This window comes from Streptomyces sp. CBMA152 (assembly GCF_014596475.1).
Lineage (GTDB): Bacteria > Actinomycetota > Actinomycetes > Streptomycetales > Streptomycetaceae > Streptomyces.
Genome location: NZ_MECJ01000027.1, coordinates 97,340 through 116,258, shown reverse-complemented (window position 1 = coordinate 116,258; position 18,919 = coordinate 97,340). Strand labels below are relative to the sequence as shown.

The window sequence follows — 18,919 nt, the reverse complement described above, 5'->3', positions numbered from 1 at the left end:
CCGTCCATGAAGAGTCCCACCGCCTCCGAGGCGAACCCGTCCGGCCCGCTCGTGGCGGGCCCGGCGGCCCTCGCGCCCCGCTCCGGCGCCCGTCGGCCCGGCCGCTCCATCCGGCGCCATCTCCCGTCCAGCCCCTGGCTGTTCGCGGCGCCCGGCCTCGTGATCGTCGGCGTGTTCAGCCTGTACCCGTTCGTCAGCACCGTGGCCAACGCCTTCACCGACCGCCGCACCCTGGTGCCCGGCCACTACGTCGGCCTCGCCAACTTCCGCGAGCTGTGGCACGACGACATGTTCTGGACCGGGCTGCGCAACAGCACGCTGTACGTCCTCGGTGTCGTCCCGGCCCTCGTCGTGCTGCCGCTGCTCCTGGCGCTGCTCGTCCAGCGGCACATCCCCGGGATCACCTTCTTCCGGGCGGCGTTCTTCACCCCGGTCGTGGCGTCCATCGTGGTGGTCGGCCTGATCTGGGTGTGGATGCTGGACGACCGGGGGCTGATCAACTCGGTCCTGGAGGCGGTGGGCGTCGGCAAGGTCGGCTTCCTCAGCGACCAGTGGCTGCTGCTGTGCAGCGCGATGGCCGTCACGGTCTGGAAGGGCCTCGGCTACTACATGATCATTTACTTGGCCGCGCTGGCCAATGTGCCGCGCGAGCTGCACGAGGCCGCCGCCGTCGACGGGGCCGGGGCCGTACGCCGGTTCTTCACCGTCACCGTGCCGGCCGTCCGCTCGACCATGGTCCTGGTCGCCGCGCTCTCCTCGGTCTCCGCCTTCAAGGTGTTCTCCGAGGTCTATCTGATCGCCGGTCCCCCCGGCGGACCGGCGGGCGAGGACACCACCCTGGTGATGCTGGTCCAGCGCGTCGGCACCGGCCTCACCGGCCGGGTCGGCTACGCCTCGGCCATCTCCGTCGTCGTCTTCGTCGTCACCGTCGTCCTGATGCTGCTCGTGCTGCGCGCGGACCGGAAGGAGGGGGCGTGAGCACTTCTACCGACACCGGGACCCGGACCAGGGCGCCGCGCAGGGGTGTCACCGACGCCGAGGGACGGCGGATCCCCGTCTGGCAGCTCGTAGTGCGTTACGTCCTGCTCCTCGCGGTCCTCGCGCTCACCGTGGGCCCGTTCCTGTGGCAGCTGTCCACCTCGCTCAAGGGTCCGCACGAGGACATCTTCAGCTCCCCGCCGAGGTTCCTGCCCCAGCAGCCCACTCTCCACAACTACGCGCGCGTGGCCGACACCATCCCCGTCTGGGACTATGCGCTGAACTCGCTGAAGGTCGCCTCGGCCAACGTGGTCACCAACTGCGTCGGCGCCTCGCTCGCCGGATACGCGCTGGCGAGGATGCGCTTCCGGGGCCGCCGCGCGGCCACCCTCGCCTTCATCCTGGCGATGCTGGTCCCCGTGGAGGGCATCATCATCGCCCAGTTCACCACCATGCGGGACCTCGGCCTCAACAACACCCTGATCGCGGTGCTGCTGCCGGGCTCCATCGGCGCCATGAACGTCCTGCTGATGCGCAACGCCTTCCTCAACCTGCCGTACGAGGTGGAGGAGGCGGCGTACGTCGACGGCGCCAACGCCTGGCAGCGGTATCTGCTGATCGCGCTGCCCGCGGTCAAGGGCACCCTCGCCGTGGTCGCCATCTTCGCCTTCATGGGCGCCTGGGACGACTTCCTGTGGCCGCTCATCGTCCTCAGCGACCCCGACCGCTTCACCCTGACCATCGGTCTGAACTATCTGCACGGCACCTTCGCCAACGACGAACGGCTCGTCGCGGCGGGCACCGTCATCGCGGTGGCCCCGCTCATCGTGCTCTTCGCCGCCCTGCAGCGTTACTTCTTCCGCGGTGTCGGCGAGGGCGCCGTCAAGGGCTGAGCACCCCCGCGCCACGTCCCACCGCACGCCCACAGAACGGAACCGCATGCCTTCTGCCGTGCGCTTCGGCGCCAACTACACGCCCGGCCAGGGGTGGTTCCACCACTGGCTCGACTTCGACCTCGACGCGGTCCGCGCCGACCTCGACGCGATCGCGGCGCTCGGCCTCGACCACATCCGGGTCTTCCCGGTGTGGCCCTACTTCCAGCCCAACCGCACGCTGATCCGGCCGCGCGCGGTCGAGCAGCTGGTCGCGCTCGCGGACGCGGCGGCCGAGCGCGGCCTCGACGTCAACGTCGACGGGATCCAGGGCCATCTGTCGAGCTTCGACTTCCTGCCCGCGTGGACGCAGACCTGGCACCGGCGCAACCTCTTCACCGACCCCGAGGTGATCGAGGGGCAGGCCGCGTATCTGCGTACGCTCGCCGCCGCGCTCGCCGACCGGCCCAACTTCATCGGGATGACGCTGGGGAACGAGGTCAACCAGTTCGCTGCCGGGCCGCACCCCGACCCCGACCGCATCACCTCCGGCCAGGCCGAGGCGTGGCTGCGGCGGCTGCTCGGGGCGTGCGAGGAGGGCGCGCCCGGTCGGCCCCATGTGCACGCCGAGTACGACGCGTCCTGGTACCAGGACGACCAGCCGTTCACCCCCGCGCACGCGGCACGGCTCGGTGCGATGACCGCCGTGCACTCGTGGGTGTTCAACGGCACCGCCCAGGCGCACGGCCGTACGGGTGTCGCGACCGAGCACCACGCCGCGTATCTCGTCGAGCTGTCGAAGGCGTGGGCCGACGACCCGCGTCGGCCGGTGTGGCTCCAGGAGGTAGGCGCGCCCGCGCCGCTGATCCCGGCCGAGCACGCGGCCGCGTTCACCGAGGCGACCGTGGTGAACGCGCTGGACTGCGCGGATCTGTGGGGCGTCACATGGTGGTGCTCCCATGACGTGGACCGGTCGCTCGCGGATTTTCCTGAACTGGAGTACAGCCTGGGGCTGTTGACCAGTGGCGGGGCGGTCAAACCGGCGGGGTCGGTGGTGGCGCGGCTCGCTGGGGAGTGGCGGGGGCGGGTGCATGCGCCCGCGCCCCGTACGACCGCGCTTGTTGTTGACGTGGGGGACGAGGTTGGTGCGCCTCGGCGGTCTGTGTGTGCGCCCGGGGGGTCCGTTTTTGAGGCGTTCGCTCGGCTTGTGGCCGATGGGGTGCGGCCTGCTGTTGTTCTCGCTGGTCGCGTGGAGGACGAGTCGTACTTGGCGTCTCGGGGGATTGGGGAGGTCGTTTTCCCCGAGGCGGTGAGCTGAAGCGCTCGGCGGGTTCGGATGTTCGTCTGCGGATCGTGCGTGGCTGGTCGCGCAGTTCCCCGCGCCCCTGGTTCGTTGCCCCACTTCGATAGGTCGAGCCGAAACGGAGATCGCCATGAAGCAGCACCCAACCCGTCGGGCCGTCGTTCTCGCCGGGGCGGGGACGGCCGCCGCCGTCGTCCTTCCCGCCTCCGCCGCCCGCGCTGCGCCCACCGACCTTCAGCCCTACGCCTCCTACTGGTATCCCGACTCCCTCCCCTCCGGTTCGCCCGGGCCTGGCATCACCTGGCGGAGCCTGAAAGAGTGGCGGGTCGAGGACGACAGGGACCTTGCCTTCAACCGTGCCTCCGTGCCGCTCGCCGCGCGGTTCACCCCCGTCCCGGTGAACCGGACCGCCCGCCGTGGCCAGGCCCGTATCCAGTCGTTGGTGTCCTTCGACCACACGGCGGGCAACCCGTCGCAGGGTGCGGCCACCGCTGATTACTACGCGCTCACTCACTGGGCGTACCTCGATGAGCTGGTCTTCTGGGGCGGTTCGGCGGGGGAGGGGCTGATCCTGGCGCCCAACGCGCCGATCGTGGACGCCGCTCACCGCAACGGTGTGCCCGTTCTCGGTACGGTCTTTCTGCCGCCGACCGCCTGGGGCGGTGAGCTGCGATGGACCCGCGATCTGGTGCGGCGCGACTCGCTGGGGCGGTTTCCGCTGGCCGCCAAGCTGGTCGAGGTCGCCGTCGCGTACGGCTTCGACGGGTGGTTCCTCAACGCCGAGACCGACGGCGGCGACGCGGCGCTCGGCGCCGACATGCTCGCGTTCGTACGGGATCTCACGGCGCACGCGAAGGCGGCCGGGCTGCGGGTCACCTGGTACGACGCGATGACGACCGGTGGCGATGTCGGCTGGCAGGGGCAACTGGACGACGAGAACAAGGAGTTCTTCGCGAGCGCCGACTCGATGTTCGTGGACTTCCGCTGGTCGCGCGCCACACTCGCGTCCTCGGGCGACCTCGCGGGACGGCTCGGTCGCAGTCGTTACGAGCTGTGGGCGGGCGTCGACGTCGAGGCCAACGGGTGGAACACCTCGGTGGACTGGGACGCCATCGTCCCCAGGGACCGCTCGCACATCGTGTCGTATGGCCTCTACCGGCCCGAGTGGACCCGCAACCAGCTGCCCGCGGGCCGCACCCCGGCGCAGTTCCACGCGGCCGACGACCGGTTCTGGACCGGGCGTTCACTCGATCCGTCGCAGCCCGACACGGACGGCTGGCGCGCCCCCGCGACGGTGGTGGCCGACCGGGCCACGGTCGACCGGCTGCCGTTCGCCACCTCTTTCAACACCGGGCACGGGCTGCGCTGGTACGAGGGCGGCCGGGTCACCTCGACCGCCGAGTGGAACCATCTCGGCCTCCAGGACCGCCTTCCCGGTCGGCGCTGGGTCGTGCGCACCGGCGGTCGGCGGCCCGCCGTCGCCTTCGACTTCGCCGACGCCTGGCGCGGCGGATCCAGCCTCCTGGTCGACGGCGACTTCGACGCCCCGGCCACCGTCGAGCTGTACGCGACCCGGCTGTCCCTGTCGAAGTCCACGGTCGTCGAGCTCACCCACCGGGCCGACGAGGGCACGGTCAAGGTCGAGCTCGCGATCGCCCTGCGCCAGCCCGCCCGGCCGGGCGATCCCGTCCCGTACACCTACCTCCCGGCGGGCACCCTGCACGCGGGCAGGAGCGGCTGGACCACCTCGACCCTGCGCCTCAACTCCCTCTCCGGAACGGCCCGTTCACTCGGTGTGCGGCTGACCGCGCAGGGCAGCGTGAAGTGGCGGCTCGGAGCGCTCGCCGTGCGCGACGGCGCCGCCACGCCGCCGGCCGCGCCCGCCCGAGCGCGCATCACCGATTCCGCGACCGGAGCCGCGGGCACCTCGCTGCGCTTCGCGTGGGACCGTGCGCCCGCAGCCGTGCGCCACTACGAGCTGCATCGCGTCCTGCCCGACAAAAGTCGCCGCTTCGTAGGGGGAACGTGCGGCACCGCCTTCTTCGTTCCCGGTGTGACACCGCAAGGAGCGGAGCGGTCGGCCCGGTTCGAGATACGGGCCGTCGGCGAGCTCTACACGGCGTCCGCACCCGTCTCCGTCGTCCATCCCTGGTAGCACCGGCAGTCAGCACTCCCTCGCATCCGCATCTGCACCCCGCTCGACCCTCGACCCAACGGAGCAGACCCTCATGCATGACGACCGCAATCTGGTCGAAGCCCGCCTCAAGCGTGTCCTCGACGAGCGCATCCGCCCCGCCGTGTATCCCGAATCCGTACCGCTCCAGGTGGCGGTCTGGCATGCGCCGGGCGAGCCCGTGCCGGTCGCCGAGGGGCTGGCCGGCGTCCCCGAACCGATCGCGGTCGGGGACGCGTGGGGCGCGCCCTGGGGGACCAGCTGGTTCCGGGTGACCGGGACCGTTCCGCAGGAGTGGGCCGGGAGGACCGTGGAGGCGATCCTCGACCTAGGCTTCGACGAGAACATGCCCGGCTTCCAGTGCGAGGGCTTGGTCTACCGGCCGGACGGCACCCCGGTGAAGGGCCTCAACCCGCGCAACCAGTGGGTGCGTATCGGTGCTCCGGTCGCGGGCGGCGAGGAGGTGCGGCTGCACATCGAGGCCGCGTCCAACCCGGTCATCCTCGACTACCACCCCTTCGTGCCGACCGCGCTCGGCGACAAGGAGACGGCGGGCAGCGAGCCGCAGTACCGGCTGGCCAGGATGGACCTCGCCGTCTTCGACGAGAGCGTCTGGCAGCTCGTCCTCGACCTGGAAGTGCTCGGCGAGCTGATGCACGAGCTGCCCGTCGAGGGCGCCCGGCGCTGGGACATCCTGCGGGCCGTCGGCCGCGCGCTGGACGTGGTGGACCTCCAGGACGTCAACGCGAGCGCGGACGCGGCCCGCGCCGAGCTCGCCGATGTCCTCGCCGTGCCCGCAGGCCCGACCGCCCACCGCATCAGCGCGGTCGGCCACGCCCACATCGACTCGGCGTGGCTGTGGCCGCTGCGCGAGACCGTGCGCAAGGTGGCCCGTACGACGTCGAACATGACCGCGCTCCTGGAGGACGAGCCGGACTTCGTCTTCACCATGTCGCAGGCGCAGCAGTTCGCCTGGATCAAGGAACACCGGCCCGAGGTCTACGCGCGCGTGAAGAAGGCCGTCTCCGAGGGGCGGTTCGTTCCCGCCGGTGGGATGTGGGTGGAGTCGGACACCAACATGCCGGGCTCGGAGGCGATGGCGCGGCAGTTCGTCCACGGCAAGCGGTTCTTCCTGGACGAGTTCGGCATCGAGAACGACGAGGCGTGGCTGCCGGACACCTTCGGGTTCGCGGCCGGGCTGCCGCAGATCATCAAGGCGGCGGGCGCCAAGTGGCTGCTCACCCAGAAGATCTCCTGGTCGCAGACGAACAAGTTCCCGCACCACACCTTCCAGTGGGAGGGCATCGACGGCACCCGGATCTTCACGCACTTCCCGCCCGTCGACACCTACAACTGCTCGATGAAGGGCAGCGAGATCGCCCACGCGGCCCGGAACTTCAAGGACAAGGGCGCCGCCCGGCACTCGCTGGCGCCGACCGGCTGGGGCGACGGGGGCGGCGGCACCACCCGGGAGATGGTCGCGAAGGCGGCCCGGCTGCGGAACCTGGACGGCTCGGCGACCGTTGAATGGGAGAGCCCGGCCGAGTTCTTCGCCAAGGCGCAGGCGGAGTATCCGAACGCGCCGGTGTGGGTCGGCGAGCTCTATCTGGAGCTGCACCGCGCGACGCTGACCAGCCAGGCGAAGACCAAGCAGGGCAACCGGCGCAGCGAGCACCTGCTGCGCGAGGCCGAGCTGTGGGCCGCGACGGCGGCCGTGCGGGCCGGATTCCCTTATCCGTACGAGCAGTTGGACCGCATCTGGAAGACGGTCCTCCTCCACCAGTTCCACGACATCCTGCCCGGCTCCTCCATCGCCTGGGTGCACCGCGAGGCGGAGCGGACGTACGCGGCGGTCGCCGAGGAGCTGAACACGATCATCGACGGATCGCAGCGGGTGCTCGCCGGAGAGCCCGCGCCCGGCCGCACGCTCGTCTTCAACTCCGCGCCGCACGTGCGCGCCTCGGTGGCGGCGGGCGCGGCGGCCGAGCCCGTCCGCACGGGAGTGAGCCGGGCGGCTCCGCGCGAGGGCGGCGGCTTCGTGCTCGACGACGGGCTGCTGCGGGTGGAGATCGACGGCCGTGGCCTGGTGGTCTCCGCGTACGACATCGCCGCCGCGCGCGAGACGGTCGCGCCCGGCCAGGCCGCGAATCTGCTCCAGATCCACCCGGACTTCCCGAACATGTGGGACGCGTGGGACGTGGACGCGTTCTACCGCAATACGGTGACCGATCTGACGGCCGTCGATCAGCTCGTCGCGGTGGAGGACGCGGGCGTGGCCGCCGTCCGGATCGTGCGCACCTTCGGCGACTCCAAGGTCACCCAGCTGCTCGGCCTCGCCCCGGACGCCAAGCGGCTCGACATCGACACCGAGGTCGACTGGCACGAGACGGAGAAGTTCCTCAAGGCCGCGTTCCCGCTGGACATCCACGCCGAGCGCTACGCCTCGGAGACCCAGTTCGGCCACTTCCACCGGCCCACCCACACCAACACCAGTTGGGAGGCGGCCAAGTTCGAGGCGTGCAACCACCGGTTCGTGCATCTGGAGGAGCCCGGCTGGGGTGTGGCACTGGTCAACGACTCGACGTACGGGCACGACGTGACCCGTACGGTCCGCGAGGCGGGGGACCGGGGCACGACCACCACGGTCCGGGTCTCGCTGCTGCGCGCCCCACGCTTCCCCGACCCGGAGACCGACCAGGGCGTCCACCGCTTCCGGCACGCGCTCGTGCCGGGCGCCACGATCGGGGACGCGGTGCGCGAGGGCTATCGCGTCAATCTGCCGGAGCGGCGGGTCGCGGGCGGGGGCGAGGTGGCGCCGCTGGTGTCCGTCGACAACGACGCGGTGGTCGTCAGCGCGGTGAAGCTGGCGGACGACGCGAGCGGTGATGTGGTCGTCCGCCTCTACGAATCACATGGCGGCCGGGCCCGCGCCAGGCTCACCGCGGGCTTCGCGGCGGACGCGGTGGTCGCGACCGACCTGCTGGAGCGGCCGCTGGGCGAGGGTGATCAGCCCGAACTGGCCGATGGGTCGGTCGAGTTGAGCCTGCGACCGTTCGAGCTCGTCACTCTGCGGTGGACACGGTCCGCTTCGCGGGGCTGAACGACTCCAGGGCCTGCTCCAGCGTGGGAGCAGGCCCCAGGGTGCTCAGCAGGGAGGTGATCCGCAGGATCCGCAGGGTGAGCGGATGGTCGCAGGCCAGCGCCCATAAACCGCCGCGCTCGGCGGCCCGGCGACGGCTGCGCACCAGCAGCGCCAGGCCCGAGCAGTCCAGGAACTCGATGCGGGACAGGTCGACCGCGAGCGCGGGCCGATCGCTCGACGTGAGGACGTCCAGGCGCGGCTGGAGCGTCTGCACCGCGTGGATGTCGATCTCGCCGCGCAGCTCGGCGACGGTGACCCCGCGCAGGGTGCGCACACGCATCAGCGGTTGTCCGATACGGCCTCTGGGCGTAGGCAGGATGTCCCGTACACCTTTGTCGATGTGTTCGTCGGAGCGCACGTCATTCCCCCCTCATACGTGGCGATATGGCGACCGGGGGCTGGGGAGGCCAAGGAGCACGCTAAGGGTTCGGCGGAGCCCAGAAGTTGCAGAAACAATTCACACGACCGTTTCATCACTCGATCGAGTGAACTAGCCCGGTCGTGGTTGCCAGTACGTTCTCCGGAACCCGGGCCGACATGAACCGGGTGGTGCGGCGCAGCCGGAACCCGAGCGACTCGTACAGCCGGATCGCGGTGGTGTTGCGCGCGCCGGTGTGCAGGAAGGGGCGCTCGCCCCGGGACCGGATGTTCGCGGCGACCGCGAGGACGAGCTTGGTGCCCAGGCCCTGGCCGCGGTACGCGTCATCGGTGCAGACCGCGCTGATCTCCGTCCAGCCCGGCGGGTGCAGCCGCTCCCCGGCCATCGCGACCAGGGCGCCGTCCCTGCGGACGCCGAGATAGGTGCCGAGCTCGATGGTGCGCGGCAGGAACGGGCCCGGCTGCGTCCGCTCCACCAGCTCCAGCATCTCGGGCACATCGGCCGTGCCGAGCACGACCGCCTCCTCGAAGGGCGCGGCGGGCACCCCGTCGTCGACGAGCTGGACGCCGTCCGCCTCGAACGTCAACTCCCAGCCGGGCGGCGGCTGATGGGTCATTCCCAGCAGCGGAACCTCCCCGCCGGGCCCGGCCAGCGCGGCCAGATCGGCCCAGTCCTCGGGGCCGGGCTCATCCGAGATCGCCAGCCACGGCGTCACCTCGGGCGGATACCGCAGCACCCGCCCGAAGCGCTCGGCGAAGTGCGCGTGCGGCCCGGTCAGCGAGGAGCGCGCGGGGTTGTCGAGGGGGTGCGGGGTGAACTCGTTCACTGGCCCACCTCGATCACGACCTTGCCGCGCGCGTGGCCTTCCTCGACCGTCCGCAGTGCGTCGGCCGCGCGCTGGAGCGGGAAGGCGGCCGTGACGTGGGGCCGCAGCGCCCCGCTGAGCACGAGCTTCGCCACCTCGTCCAGGACCTCCGAGGTGCGCGCGCGCTGGACCGGCGAGCCGCCGAGCTTGAGCGCCGCCGGCGGGTCGGCGGCCGTGATCAGCTTCGTACGGTCCTCGACGAGCTCGGCCACCTCCGCCAGCACCTCGCCGCCGACCAGGTCGAAGACCGCGTCCACAGCGCCGCCGGGAGCCGCTGCCCGGATGCGGTCGGCGAGAGCGCCACCGGCCGAGGGGACGTGGATCGCGCCCAGCGCCTCCACGAAGTCCTTCTTGCCCTCGCTCGCCGTGCCCACGACCCGCAGCCCGAAGGCGCGGGCGATCTGGGCCGCGGCCACGCCCACACCGCCGCCGACGCCCGTGATCAGCACCGTCGCCCCGGCCGGCAGCGCCAGCTGGCGCAGCCCGTCGTAGGCTGTCGCGGCGGCCACCGGCAGCGTCGCCGCATCGGCGAAGGACAGCGCCTCGGGCTTGTGCGCGGCTATGGACGCGGGCAGCAGTGCGTACTCCGCGTAACCGCCGCCGACCGGGTTGCCGAAGACGGCGTCCCCGACCGCGAAGCCCGTGACATCCGGCCCCAGCGCCACGACCTCACCGGCTATCTCACTGCCGAACACGGCGGGCAGCGGCGTTTCCGGCGCCCCTGGCCTGCGGAAACCGTTGCGCAGCTTCCAGTCGACCGGGTTCACCCCGGCCGCGCGGACCGCGACCAGCAGCTGGCCGGGGCCGGGCTCGGGCCGGTCCCGCTCGATGAAGGCCTCCGTCTCGGGCCCACCGTTCCGGGTGTACGCGTACGCCTTGGGCATCTGCCGTCTCCTCGCTCTCAGCAGCTCCAAGGTCGAATCCGGTGTCGCTATTCCCGACCGCGTCCGCTGTTCACGTGACGGCAATGAAGGGGCGGCGCGCGACAGGGCCCGGAGTCGCCTCCGGGCCCTGTGTCCCCGCAAAGGGGGCGCTCAGCAGTTCGGTACGTCCCCGTTGGCCTGGAAGAACGCCGCCGTGGCCCAGCCCTGGGCGCCGGTCAGCCAGTACCAGGTGGAGGTTCCGTTGACATTCGAACCATGTGTCTTGCACGCGATCCGGTCCGTGCTGCCCGGGCTGAGGGCGACGCCGACGTCGGCGTTCAGGCTCGGGTTGTCGCGGACGTTCAGCTCGATACGGGAGGTCACCGTGCCGAACACGCGTCCGTCGTCATGTCGGCCGTCATCGCGACGGCCGTCGTCATGCCGACGATCATCGTGGCGTCCGTCGTCATGGCGTCCGTCGCCACCGTGGTCGTGGCCACCCCAGTCCTGTCCGCCGTCGTGGTTGTCCCAGCTCCTGCCGTTGTCCTGGTTGCTCCACACCCAGCCGCTGGCGCTCCATGCCCACTGGGTGCCGTGATCGCGGTCGTGACCGTCGCCCCCGTCGTGCGCCGGGGCGGCCGCTGCCGTGGTGGCGAGACCGCCTATCGCCAGGCCGCACGACAGCAGGGTCGTGGCGGCCGCTCGACGTATCCGTCCGGTACCCATACCGGCTCCTTTCGTCGCTCCCGCCCCTTTTGCCCAACCCTTCCATGACACACCCGCACGGTGCGGGATGCGATCCGACGGGGAAATCCGGCCCGGAAACGGTCACTTAGCGTCAGAATTCCGGTCGATGTTCAACCAAAAAGGGCAGCCAGAGACGTCACAGGTCCGACAGCCGCGCCGCCTCCCGGAACACGTCGACGAGCATCGGGAACGTCAGCCGTCCCGTGTTGGTGTTGTGCCGGCTCGGGTGGTAACAGCCCAGTACGTTCAGGGTGTTGCGGCCCTCGTCCGTGCCGGGCAGCGTCACCCGCACCGCGTGCCCGAACTTCGGCCGGGGGCGCGGGACCTCCCAGCCCGCCGCGCTCAGCACCGGGAACAGCGCCTGCCAGCCGAACGCGCCGAGCACCACGACCGTACGCAACGTCGGGCTCAGCAGCTCCAGTTCGGCCGCCAGCCACGGGCGGCAGGTGTCGCGCTCCTCGGGGGTCGGCTTGTTGTCCGGCGGCGCGCAGTGCACGGGCGCCGCGAGCCGTACGCCGCGCAGCGTGAGCCCGTCGTCGGCATCGATCGACTCGGCCTGCGAGGCGAGGCCCACGGCGTGCAGCGCGGCGAAGAGGCTGTCGCCGGACGCGTCCCCGGTGAACATCCGGCCGGTCCGGTTGCCGCCGTGCGCGGCCGGGGCCAGGCCCACGACCGCGACGGCCGCGTCCGGCGGGCCGAAGCCAGGTACCGGCCGCCCCCAGTACTCCCAGTCCCGGAACGCCGCGCGCTTGGTGGCGGCGACCTCCTCGCGCCAGGCCACCAGCCTCGGGCAGGCCCGGCAGTGGATCACCTGGGCGTCGAGCTCGTCGAGGCTGCGGCAGCGCGGCGCCCGGTGCGCGGGAAACGCGGGATCGTCCACGCGCGCCGACGCGCCCGCGGCCTTCGGGGCCTTGTCCATGCCCCCACGCTATGCGGGGCGGGTCGGCCGCGCCGGTCCACCGGGAGCGCAGAAGAGCCAAAATGGGGAGTGACAACCGGCCTAATTAATTCGAACGGATCGGGCCCCGGAATACGAAGGACCGCGCCCGGAGCTTCCGTTTGCGCTGGCGGACGCCCGTAGACGACCGCCGACAGGCCCCCGGGGGCCATCGGGCGGGGGTGCAGATGCCGTTGGCAGGTACCCCTGGCCTCCTGCCGCTCCGCCTCCGGTCGCACTACTGTGAAAGTCCGGCTGCAGGGGAGTGTGGTTGGGGCGTGGACAGTACGTGGAAGATCCTTGTGGTGGACGACCGCGAGGACAACCTCTTCGCGATGGAGAGTGTGTTACGTCCCGTCGGCCGACCGGTGATCTGCGCGCGCAACGGCGACGAGGCCCTGAAGACCGTGCTGCGCGGCGGTGTCGCCGTGATCCTGCTCGATGTGCTGATGCCGCACATGGACGGCCTCGAAGTGGTCGAATACCTTAAGCGGCTCGATCACACCCGTTCTCTTCCGGTCATCCTGGTGACAGGGATCGGCCGCGACGACGACCTCGCGGCCCGCGCGTACCGCCTGGGCGTCGCGGACTTTCTGGTGAAGCCGGTCGACCCGTGGGCGGTGCGGTCCAAGGTCCGCGTGCTCGCCGATCTCTATGTGGAGAACCAGATCCTGCGCCGCCGTGTCGACGCCCTGAGCGCGCCCCGGGCCGAGATCCCCACGGTCCCGCCGCAGCATCCGCATCGCGGGCCCCAGCGCGCCGACATCGGCTGACGGGTGGTGGACGAGACCGATCGTCCACCACCCGTCAGCCGTCGACCGGTCAGGCCGCCTGCTGCAACTGCCGCAGCGACGCCACCAGTTGGTCCACCTCCTGCGAGGTGTTGTAGAGCGCGAGCGACGCGCGTGCGGCCGATTCGAGGCCGTAGTGCGCGAGCGCGGGCTGCGCGCAGTGGTGGCCCGCGCGGATCGCGATCCCGTCGCGGTCCAGCCAGTCGGCGATGGTGCCCGGATCCTGGCCCGCGAGCGTGAACGTCAGCACCGCGATCCGCTCGGGCGCGGCGCCCACCAGCTCCAGACCGGGCACCATGGCCAGCGCCTGCTGGGCGTAGGCCATCAACCCTTCCTCGTACGCGGCGACGGCGTTGCGGTCGAAGCCGCTCAGCCAGTTCAGCGCGGCGAGGAGCCCCACCACACCGCCGATGTTGCCGGTGCCGGCCTCCAGGCGGTGCGGTACCGGTGCGAACGTCGTCTGACCGAAGTCCACCGAGTCGATCATGTTGCCGCCGCCCTGATAGGGCCGCATCGACTCCAGGATCTCCGGCTTGGCGTAGAGGGCGCCGATGCCGGTCGGGGCGAACAGCTTGTGCCCCGAGAACGCGTAGAAGTCCGCGTCCAGATCAGTCACGTCCACCGGGAAGTGGGCGACCGCCTGTGCCCCGTCCACCAGCACCTTCGCCCCGTACCGATGGGCCAGCGCGGTCATCTCCTTGACCGGCGGGACGGTCCCCAGGACGTTGGAGGCATGGCTGAGGGCGACCAGCTGGGTGCGTGAGGAGAGCAGATCGGCGTACGCGGACTGGTCGATCTCCCCCTCGGGCGTCAGCGGGATGGGAACCACCCGCGCCCGGGTCTCCTTGGCGATCAGCTGCCAGGGGACGATGTTGGAGTGGTGCTCCAGGACCGGTACGAGGATGTCGTCGCCGGGCCCGAGGTTGTCCCGGCCCCACGTCTGGGCGACCAGGTTGATGGCCTCGGTGGTGCCCCGCACGAACACGATGCTCTCGGGTGCCGGGGCCCCCAGGAACGACGCGACCGCCGCGCGCCCCGCCTCGTACATCTCGGTGGCCTCGCGCGCCATGGTGTGCGCGCCCCGGTGGATGTTGGAGTTGGCGGCGCCGTAGTACGCGCCGAGCGCCTCGATCACCTGGCGGGGCTTCTGCGTGGTCGCCCCGTTGTCCAGCCACACCAGCGGATGGCCGTTGACCGTGCGGTGCAGGATCGGCACGTCCGCGCGGGCCGCCTCGGGCGAGAACACACCCGGCATGGCGGGGCGTTGCGCCATGTCGGGGCGAGCTCCGGGACCCGCCATGTCGAGACCCGTGGCCTCCGGGCGGGCGGTCTCCAGGGACGGCGTCCCGAGCCCGGTGGCTTCCGGGCGGGCGGTGTCCACGGGCGGCATCCCGAGGCCCGCGGCTTCCGGGCGGGCCGCGCCGGGACCTGCCATGTCGAGGCCCGTGGCCTCCGGCCGCGCCGTGTCCAGGCGCGGCATCCCGAGGCCCGCGGCCTCGGGTCGCACAACGTCAGGAGTAGTCATGGTAGTTGCCGACCTCGACGTTCTGCAGCACGGCGATGGCGTCCTCCACCAGCACGGCCGTGTTGAAGTAGGCGGTCATCAGATACGAGGTGATGCCCTTCTGGTCGACGCCCATGTTCCGTACGGACAGGCCCGGTTCGGCCTCGTCCGCGACGTGCGAGGGACGCAGACCGACCACGCCCTGCTCGGCCTCGCCCATCCGCATCAGCAAGATCTCGGTGGTGCCGTGGCCGTTGCCGCCGTTGCTGAACTTGACCTTGTCGGACGGCAGCAGCGGCACCCCGCGCCAGGTGATCAGCGGGCTGCCGAACCGCGTGTCCGTGACCGGGGGCACCCCCCGCCGGGTACATTCGCGGCCGAACGCGGCGATCGCCCGGGGGTGCGCGAGGAAGTACGCGGGCTGCTTCCACACCCGGGTCAGCAGCTCGTCCAGGTCGTCGGGCGTGGGCGAGCCGGTGCGGGACTGCACGCGCTGACCTGCGGAGACGTTGTTGAACAGACCGAACTCGGGGTGGTTCAGGAGCAGGTTCTCCTGGCGCTCGCGCAGCGCCTGGATGGTGAGGTTGTGCTGGGCGCGCGTCTGGTCGATGGGGCCGTTGTAGAGATCGGCGACGCGGCTGTGGACCTTCAGCACGGTCTGCGCCAGCGTCATGTGGTACTCGCGCGGCTCGTCCTCGTAGTCGACGAACGTGGCGGGCAGATCCGGCTCGCCGACATGGCCGGAGGAGAGATCCACCGGCACTTCGCCGCCCGGCGGCATGTGGTTCCCGGCGGCGTAGTCCTCCATCGCGGCCCGGACCCCCGCGTCCCGGTCGGTGAGGGCGGCGAGCGCGCTGCGTTCGGCGACCAGCGCCACGCCCGGGGTGAGCGCCTGCACGCGGTACGGCATGGGCTCGGACTTGGTCCAGGACGCCAGGTCGAAGAACTGCCCGTCGCCGACCACTTCGAGCAGTTCGTCCTGGCCGTAGCGGCCGGTCAGACGCTTCTCGGCGCGGCCGCGCACGATCACCCACAGTCGGTCGGCCGGGTCGCCGCTCTGCGCGAGCACCTGTCCCGACTCGAAGGTGACCTCGGTGAACGCGCCCGCGAGTTCGGTCAGGAGCGCGTCGTCGGCGTCGCCCAGGAAGGGCAGCTCGCGTAAGTCGCCGGGGACGACACGGTTGGTGCCGTCGTTGTCGGCGTAGGTCTCGATCCGGTCGTCGCCGAGCTCGAAGGTCCGGCGGCGGTTGACCCGGTAGACACCGGATTCCAGATCGATCCACGGGAGGGCGCGCAGCAGATAGCGCGGGGTGATGCCGCGCATCTGCGGTGTGGTCTTGGTGGCGGTGGCGAGCTGCCGTGCCGCGTCCGTGCCGAGACTCTGCCGGTTGTTGACGGGAACGCTCATAGGACCCTCCTCGAAGACAAGTGGGCGACCGCGCCGGGCGGCCGCCGCACGGGAACGAGGACCGATCGTCTGCTCGCCCGACGGGGGTTCACAAGACGCCAATTGACGGGGCGCGGACCCGACCGGCCTGAAACCGTTCCTTCACGCAATACGGGAGTGAAATGGAAGCGGTCATTCTGCTCCCCGCCTGCTTGCGGGCACTGGCCTGCGCGCGGGCGGAGCCTCATTCCGGGGATTTTTGAAGAGAATTCAATTCCCCGCAAAAAGGCGCGATATGACCCAATGGCGAGGCTATGAGCGCCTGAAAGTCCGGCTTATGACGGCCGATTAGGGAGTGGGCGATCCCCAGCCATTGGGGCACTGTGCGAAAGGTGTTCCGTAGACGAGCGAGACGAAGTCCTTGAGGTCTTCCGTCCAGTACCGATAGCTGTGTTCACCGGGTCCGGTGCAGAAACGGTGCTGGGCGCCGCGGCTGTCGAGGTTCTCGTGCAGCGTGTGGTTCCAGCCGTAGATATCGGTTTCACCGGTCCCGTTCGCCCCGCCCGCGTATAAGGCGAGTTTCCCGGCGTATCCGTTGTACGCGTCGTGGAGCGCGAGACTCACGGGTGTGACGGCGGCCCAGCCGCTCTGGGGGCCGAACACCGTCTCCATGCGGTGGAGGGTGTCGCCGCCGACGCGGTACCAGGGGTTGAGCAGTCCGGTCCAGCCGATCGAGGCGCCCACCTGCCACATCGAATCGGCGATGATCTTCTGGGCACCGGCCTGGTAGAGGTCGGTGCCCGCCGAGAACGCGCCGACCGCCGAGAACAGCTCAGGATGGCGCCCGCCGTAGCGCAGTGCTCCGTAACCGCCCATGGAGACACCGGCGATGGCGCGGCCGGAACGTTCCCTCACCGTAGGGAAGTTGGCGTCGATCCACGGCAGCAGCTGCTCGATGTGGAATGTCTCCCACTGCGGGGCGAAGTGGCCGTCGGTGGCCCCGGCCCAGTCGCTGTACCAGCCCGCCCGGCCGCCCTCCGGCATCACCACGATCCCGTCGAACGCCGAACCGGCCAGCGTGGCGGCCAGGTTGCCCGAGTCCGACTGCGACCACTGCTGGAAGTCGGCGCCGCCGCCGTGCAGCAGATACAGCACGGGGTACGGCCTGGCCGGATCGCCGCGGTACCCGGCGGGGAGGTAGATCCTGACCTTGACCGGGACTTGCACCGGATTGATCCACGGGGTGCCGCCGCGCGGGGTGAACACGGCGGCGGTGGTGAAGGTCGCGTCGGCCATCCGGTCCCCGTACCCGGCGACGAGTGTCCAGCTCTTCAGGGTCAGCCCATGGGAGTTGGGTTGCGGCAGAGGTGGCAGGTCCGTGGCGGAGCGTACGGATCCGGCCGCAGCGGAACGTATGGATCCGGTCGTGTTTCCGGCGGCTGAGGCGCCCGTGATCGGCAGGGCGAGGGTGAGCGCGGACGTGATCGCGAGTGGTCCAACTGCTCTGCGCAGCAAGGTAGTTCGTCTCATGAGTCCCCCGGGGCGGTGTGCGTGACGGCGGTGGCGCGTGTATAGCACGGCTGTGCCATCCGGAACAGGACAGGTGACGCCAGTGATGTGCGGGACAGCCGGTCGGGCATGGGGCGGGAGCGGTAGTGTGCGCGCACCGTCAATCCGGCGGTGCGGTACCAGTGGAGGATTTCGTGACCGTCAACAGAGGAACGGGGCGTCGCCGTGGAGCGCTCATAGGGGCAGCCGCCGCGGGTCTCGTCGGCGTCGGCCTGACCGCGGTGCCCGCTCAGGCGCACACCCCGGTGTGGCAGGTGACCTGCACCCAGGTCACCGTGGACCTGACCAGGTACTCCGACCAGGCCGTCAACACGGTGACCATCACGGCGGACGGCAAGGACCTGCTGTCCACCGAGCAGTTCAAGGGCGAGTTCCACAAGAAGCTGCAACTCCCCGACCACAAGAAGCAGTTGACCCTGCGGCTCGTCGTGAAGGCGGGCGACGGGGACCAGTACTCGCGGGACGAGACCAAGACCGCGCCGGTGTGCGACACCCCTCCGCCCACCAAGCCGTCGACCAAGCCGTCCCCGCCGGCCAAGCCGACCCCGACCCCCTCGGCGAAGCCCGGCAAGCCCGCCCCCGGCCCCGCCACGTCCTCGGCTGCGGCCCCGGCGCCTCAGCCGAGCGCCAACCTGGCCGAGACCGGTTCGTCGAGCTCGACCCCGCTCGTCGCCGGCATGGGCGGTGCCGTACTGCTCGCGGGCGGCGGCATCGTGTGGGCCGCGCGCAGGCGCCGTACCGGAGAGCACTGAGACACGCACCCCGTGGCGACCGCGCCGGTGATCCGGGATCCGGACACCGGCGCGGTCATGTTCCCGGGCGGTCCCCGGATTCCGCGAGATGCGCCGCCAGCCGGTCGAGTAACACCCGCTGGCCCGCCACCAGCTTCTGTGACGCCGCGTCGGGCGCGAGCCAGGCGAAGCGGTCGATCTCCGGGAACTCCTGCATCGTGCCGGAGCCCCGTGGCCACTCCATCGTGAAGGTGCCGGGCACGACGGCGGTGAGATCGACGTCGGCCTCGACCGCCCAGACGGTCACCACCTTGCCGCTGGCCTGCCGGGACTCCCCTAGCGGCACCGGCGTGCCCTCGGGGGCCGGCAGGCCCAGCTCCTCCTCGAACTCGCGCAGGGCGGCCGCTTCCGGCGCCTCCTCCGGCTCGTACTCACCCTTCGGGATCGACCAGGCCGAGGCGTCCCGCCCGGCCCAGAACGGGCCGCCCATGTGCCCGATCAGCACCTCGACACCGAGGTCGGTACGGCGATAGCAGAGGAGTCCCGCGCTGCGTTTCCCGGCCATGGCGACCAGTGTGGCCGGTGATTAGGTTCCGGGCGATCGGGTTATAGCAGACAAGAGCCCGATATCTACGCATTCAGGGCGCGTGTCTTTCCGGAATCCGTCCGAAGTCCGTT

16 protein-coding genes are annotated in these 18,919 nt (G+C 70.9%); 7 read left to right on the top strand and 9 right to left on the bottom strand.

The window, feature by feature from the left end; translation table 11 throughout:
- The first annotated feature begins 6 nt into the window (after positions 1-6).
- The 5 genes from BG418_RS23350 to BG418_RS23330 all read left to right on the top strand — a co-directional run bounded on the left by BG418_RS23350 (position 7) and on the right by BG418_RS23330 (position 8,426).
- Complete coding sequence (locus BG418_RS23350) at positions 7-978, top strand: carbohydrate ABC transporter permease (protein ID WP_188275923.1); 972 nt, start codon at positions 7-9, stop codon at positions 976-978.
- Positions 975-1,871 (top strand): carbohydrate ABC transporter permease, encoded by an 897-nt coding sequence (locus BG418_RS23345; RefSeq protein WP_188275922.1) that lies wholly within the window; start codon positions 975-977, stop codon positions 1,869-1,871. The genes BG418_RS23350 and BG418_RS23345 overlap by 4 nt, the downstream gene beginning before the upstream one ends.
- Before the next feature lie 46 nt (positions 1,872-1,917).
- Positions 1,918-3,168, top strand: coding sequence for a glycosyl hydrolase (locus BG418_RS23340; RefSeq protein WP_188275921.1), 1,251 nt, complete (start codon positions 1,918-1,920; stop codon positions 3,166-3,168).
- Positions 3,169-3,283: 115 nt separating this feature from the next.
- Positions 3,284-5,308 (top strand): endo-beta-N-acetylglucosaminidase, encoded by a 2,025-nt coding sequence (locus BG418_RS23335; protein ID WP_188275920.1) that lies wholly within the window; start codon positions 3,284-3,286, stop codon positions 5,306-5,308.
- A 73-nt stretch (positions 5,309-5,381) separates the two neighbouring features.
- Positions 5,382-8,426: a glycoside hydrolase family 38 C-terminal domain-containing protein gene (locus BG418_RS23330; protein WP_188275919.1), complete on the top strand. Its 3,045-nt coding sequence runs from the start codon at positions 5,382-5,384 to the stop codon at positions 8,424-8,426.
- On the opposite strand, the gene BG418_RS23325 is transcribed toward BG418_RS23330, so the two are convergent.
- From BG418_RS23325 to BG418_RS23305, 5 genes are all read right to left on the bottom strand, one after another.
- Positions 8,389-8,826, bottom strand: a complete 438-nt coding sequence (locus BG418_RS23325) for an STAS domain-containing protein (protein WP_317453735.1) — start codon at positions 8,824-8,826, stop codon at positions 8,389-8,391. The genes BG418_RS23330 and BG418_RS23325 overlap by 38 nt on opposite strands.
- A 115-nt stretch (positions 8,827-8,941) precedes the next feature.
- Positions 8,942-9,673 (bottom strand): GNAT family N-acetyltransferase, encoded by a 732-nt coding sequence (locus BG418_RS23320; RefSeq protein ID WP_188275918.1) that lies wholly within the window; start codon positions 9,671-9,673, stop codon positions 8,942-8,944.
- The gene (locus BG418_RS23315; RefSeq protein ID WP_188275917.1) at positions 9,670-10,596 is read right to left on the bottom strand and encodes an NADP-dependent oxidoreductase; all 927 of its coding nucleotides are present in this window, start codon (positions 10,594-10,596) and stop codon (positions 9,670-9,672) included. Before BG418_RS23315 ends, BG418_RS23320 begins: the two co-directional genes overlap by 4 nt.
- A 150-nt stretch (positions 10,597-10,746) precedes the next feature.
- Positions 10,747-11,301 (bottom strand): hypothetical protein, encoded by a 555-nt coding sequence (locus BG418_RS23310; protein ID WP_188275916.1) that lies wholly within the window; start codon positions 11,299-11,301, stop codon positions 10,747-10,749.
- A 157-nt stretch (positions 11,302-11,458) separates the two neighbouring features.
- Positions 11,459-12,241 (bottom strand): uracil-DNA glycosylase, encoded by a 783-nt coding sequence (locus BG418_RS23305; protein ID WP_188275915.1) that lies wholly within the window; start codon positions 12,239-12,241, stop codon positions 11,459-11,461.
- Positions 12,242-12,537: 296 nt separating this feature from the next.
- Here BG418_RS23305 and BG418_RS23300 point away from each other — a divergent pair, with 296 nt between their 5' ends.
- Positions 12,538-13,032 (top strand): response regulator, encoded by a 495-nt coding sequence (locus tag BG418_RS23300; RefSeq protein WP_317453734.1) that lies wholly within the window; start codon positions 12,538-12,540, stop codon positions 13,030-13,032.
- A gap of 49 nt (positions 13,033-13,081) precedes the next feature.
- On the opposite strand, the gene BG418_RS23295 is transcribed toward BG418_RS23300, so the two are convergent.
- The 3 genes from BG418_RS23295 to BG418_RS23285 all read right to left on the bottom strand — a co-directional run bounded on the left by BG418_RS23295 (position 13,082) and on the right by BG418_RS23285 (position 17,471).
- Positions 13,082-14,575 (bottom strand): cysteine desulfurase, encoded by a 1,494-nt coding sequence (locus tag BG418_RS23295; protein WP_223185313.1) that lies wholly within the window; start codon positions 14,573-14,575, stop codon positions 13,082-13,084.
- On the bottom strand, positions 14,562-15,962 hold the full coding sequence (locus BG418_RS23290) for a family 2B encapsulin nanocompartment shell protein (protein ID WP_188275913.1): 1,401 nt from the start codon (positions 15,960-15,962) through the stop codon (positions 14,562-14,564). The genes BG418_RS23295 and BG418_RS23290 overlap by 14 nt, the downstream gene beginning before the upstream one ends.
- Before the next feature lie 327 nt (positions 15,963-16,289).
- Positions 16,290-17,471 (bottom strand): alpha/beta hydrolase family protein, encoded by a 1,182-nt coding sequence (locus BG418_RS23285; RefSeq protein ID WP_188275912.1) that lies wholly within the window; start codon positions 17,469-17,471, stop codon positions 16,290-16,292.
- Between the two features lie 173 nt (positions 17,472-17,644).
- Here BG418_RS23285 and BG418_RS23280 point away from each other — a divergent pair, with 173 nt between their 5' ends.
- Entirely contained in the window at positions 17,645-18,262 is a 618-nt protein-coding gene (locus tag BG418_RS23280; RefSeq protein WP_188275911.1) for an LAETG motif-containing sortase-dependent surface protein, read from the top strand.
- Positions 18,263-18,317: 55 nt separating this feature from the next.
- On the opposite strand, the gene BG418_RS23275 is transcribed toward BG418_RS23280, so the two are convergent.
- A complete protein-coding gene (locus tag BG418_RS23275; protein ID WP_188275910.1) occupies positions 18,318-18,806 on the bottom strand; it encodes an NUDIX domain-containing protein in 489 nt (162 codons plus the stop codon).
- Between the last annotated feature and the right edge of the window lie 113 nt (positions 18,807-18,919).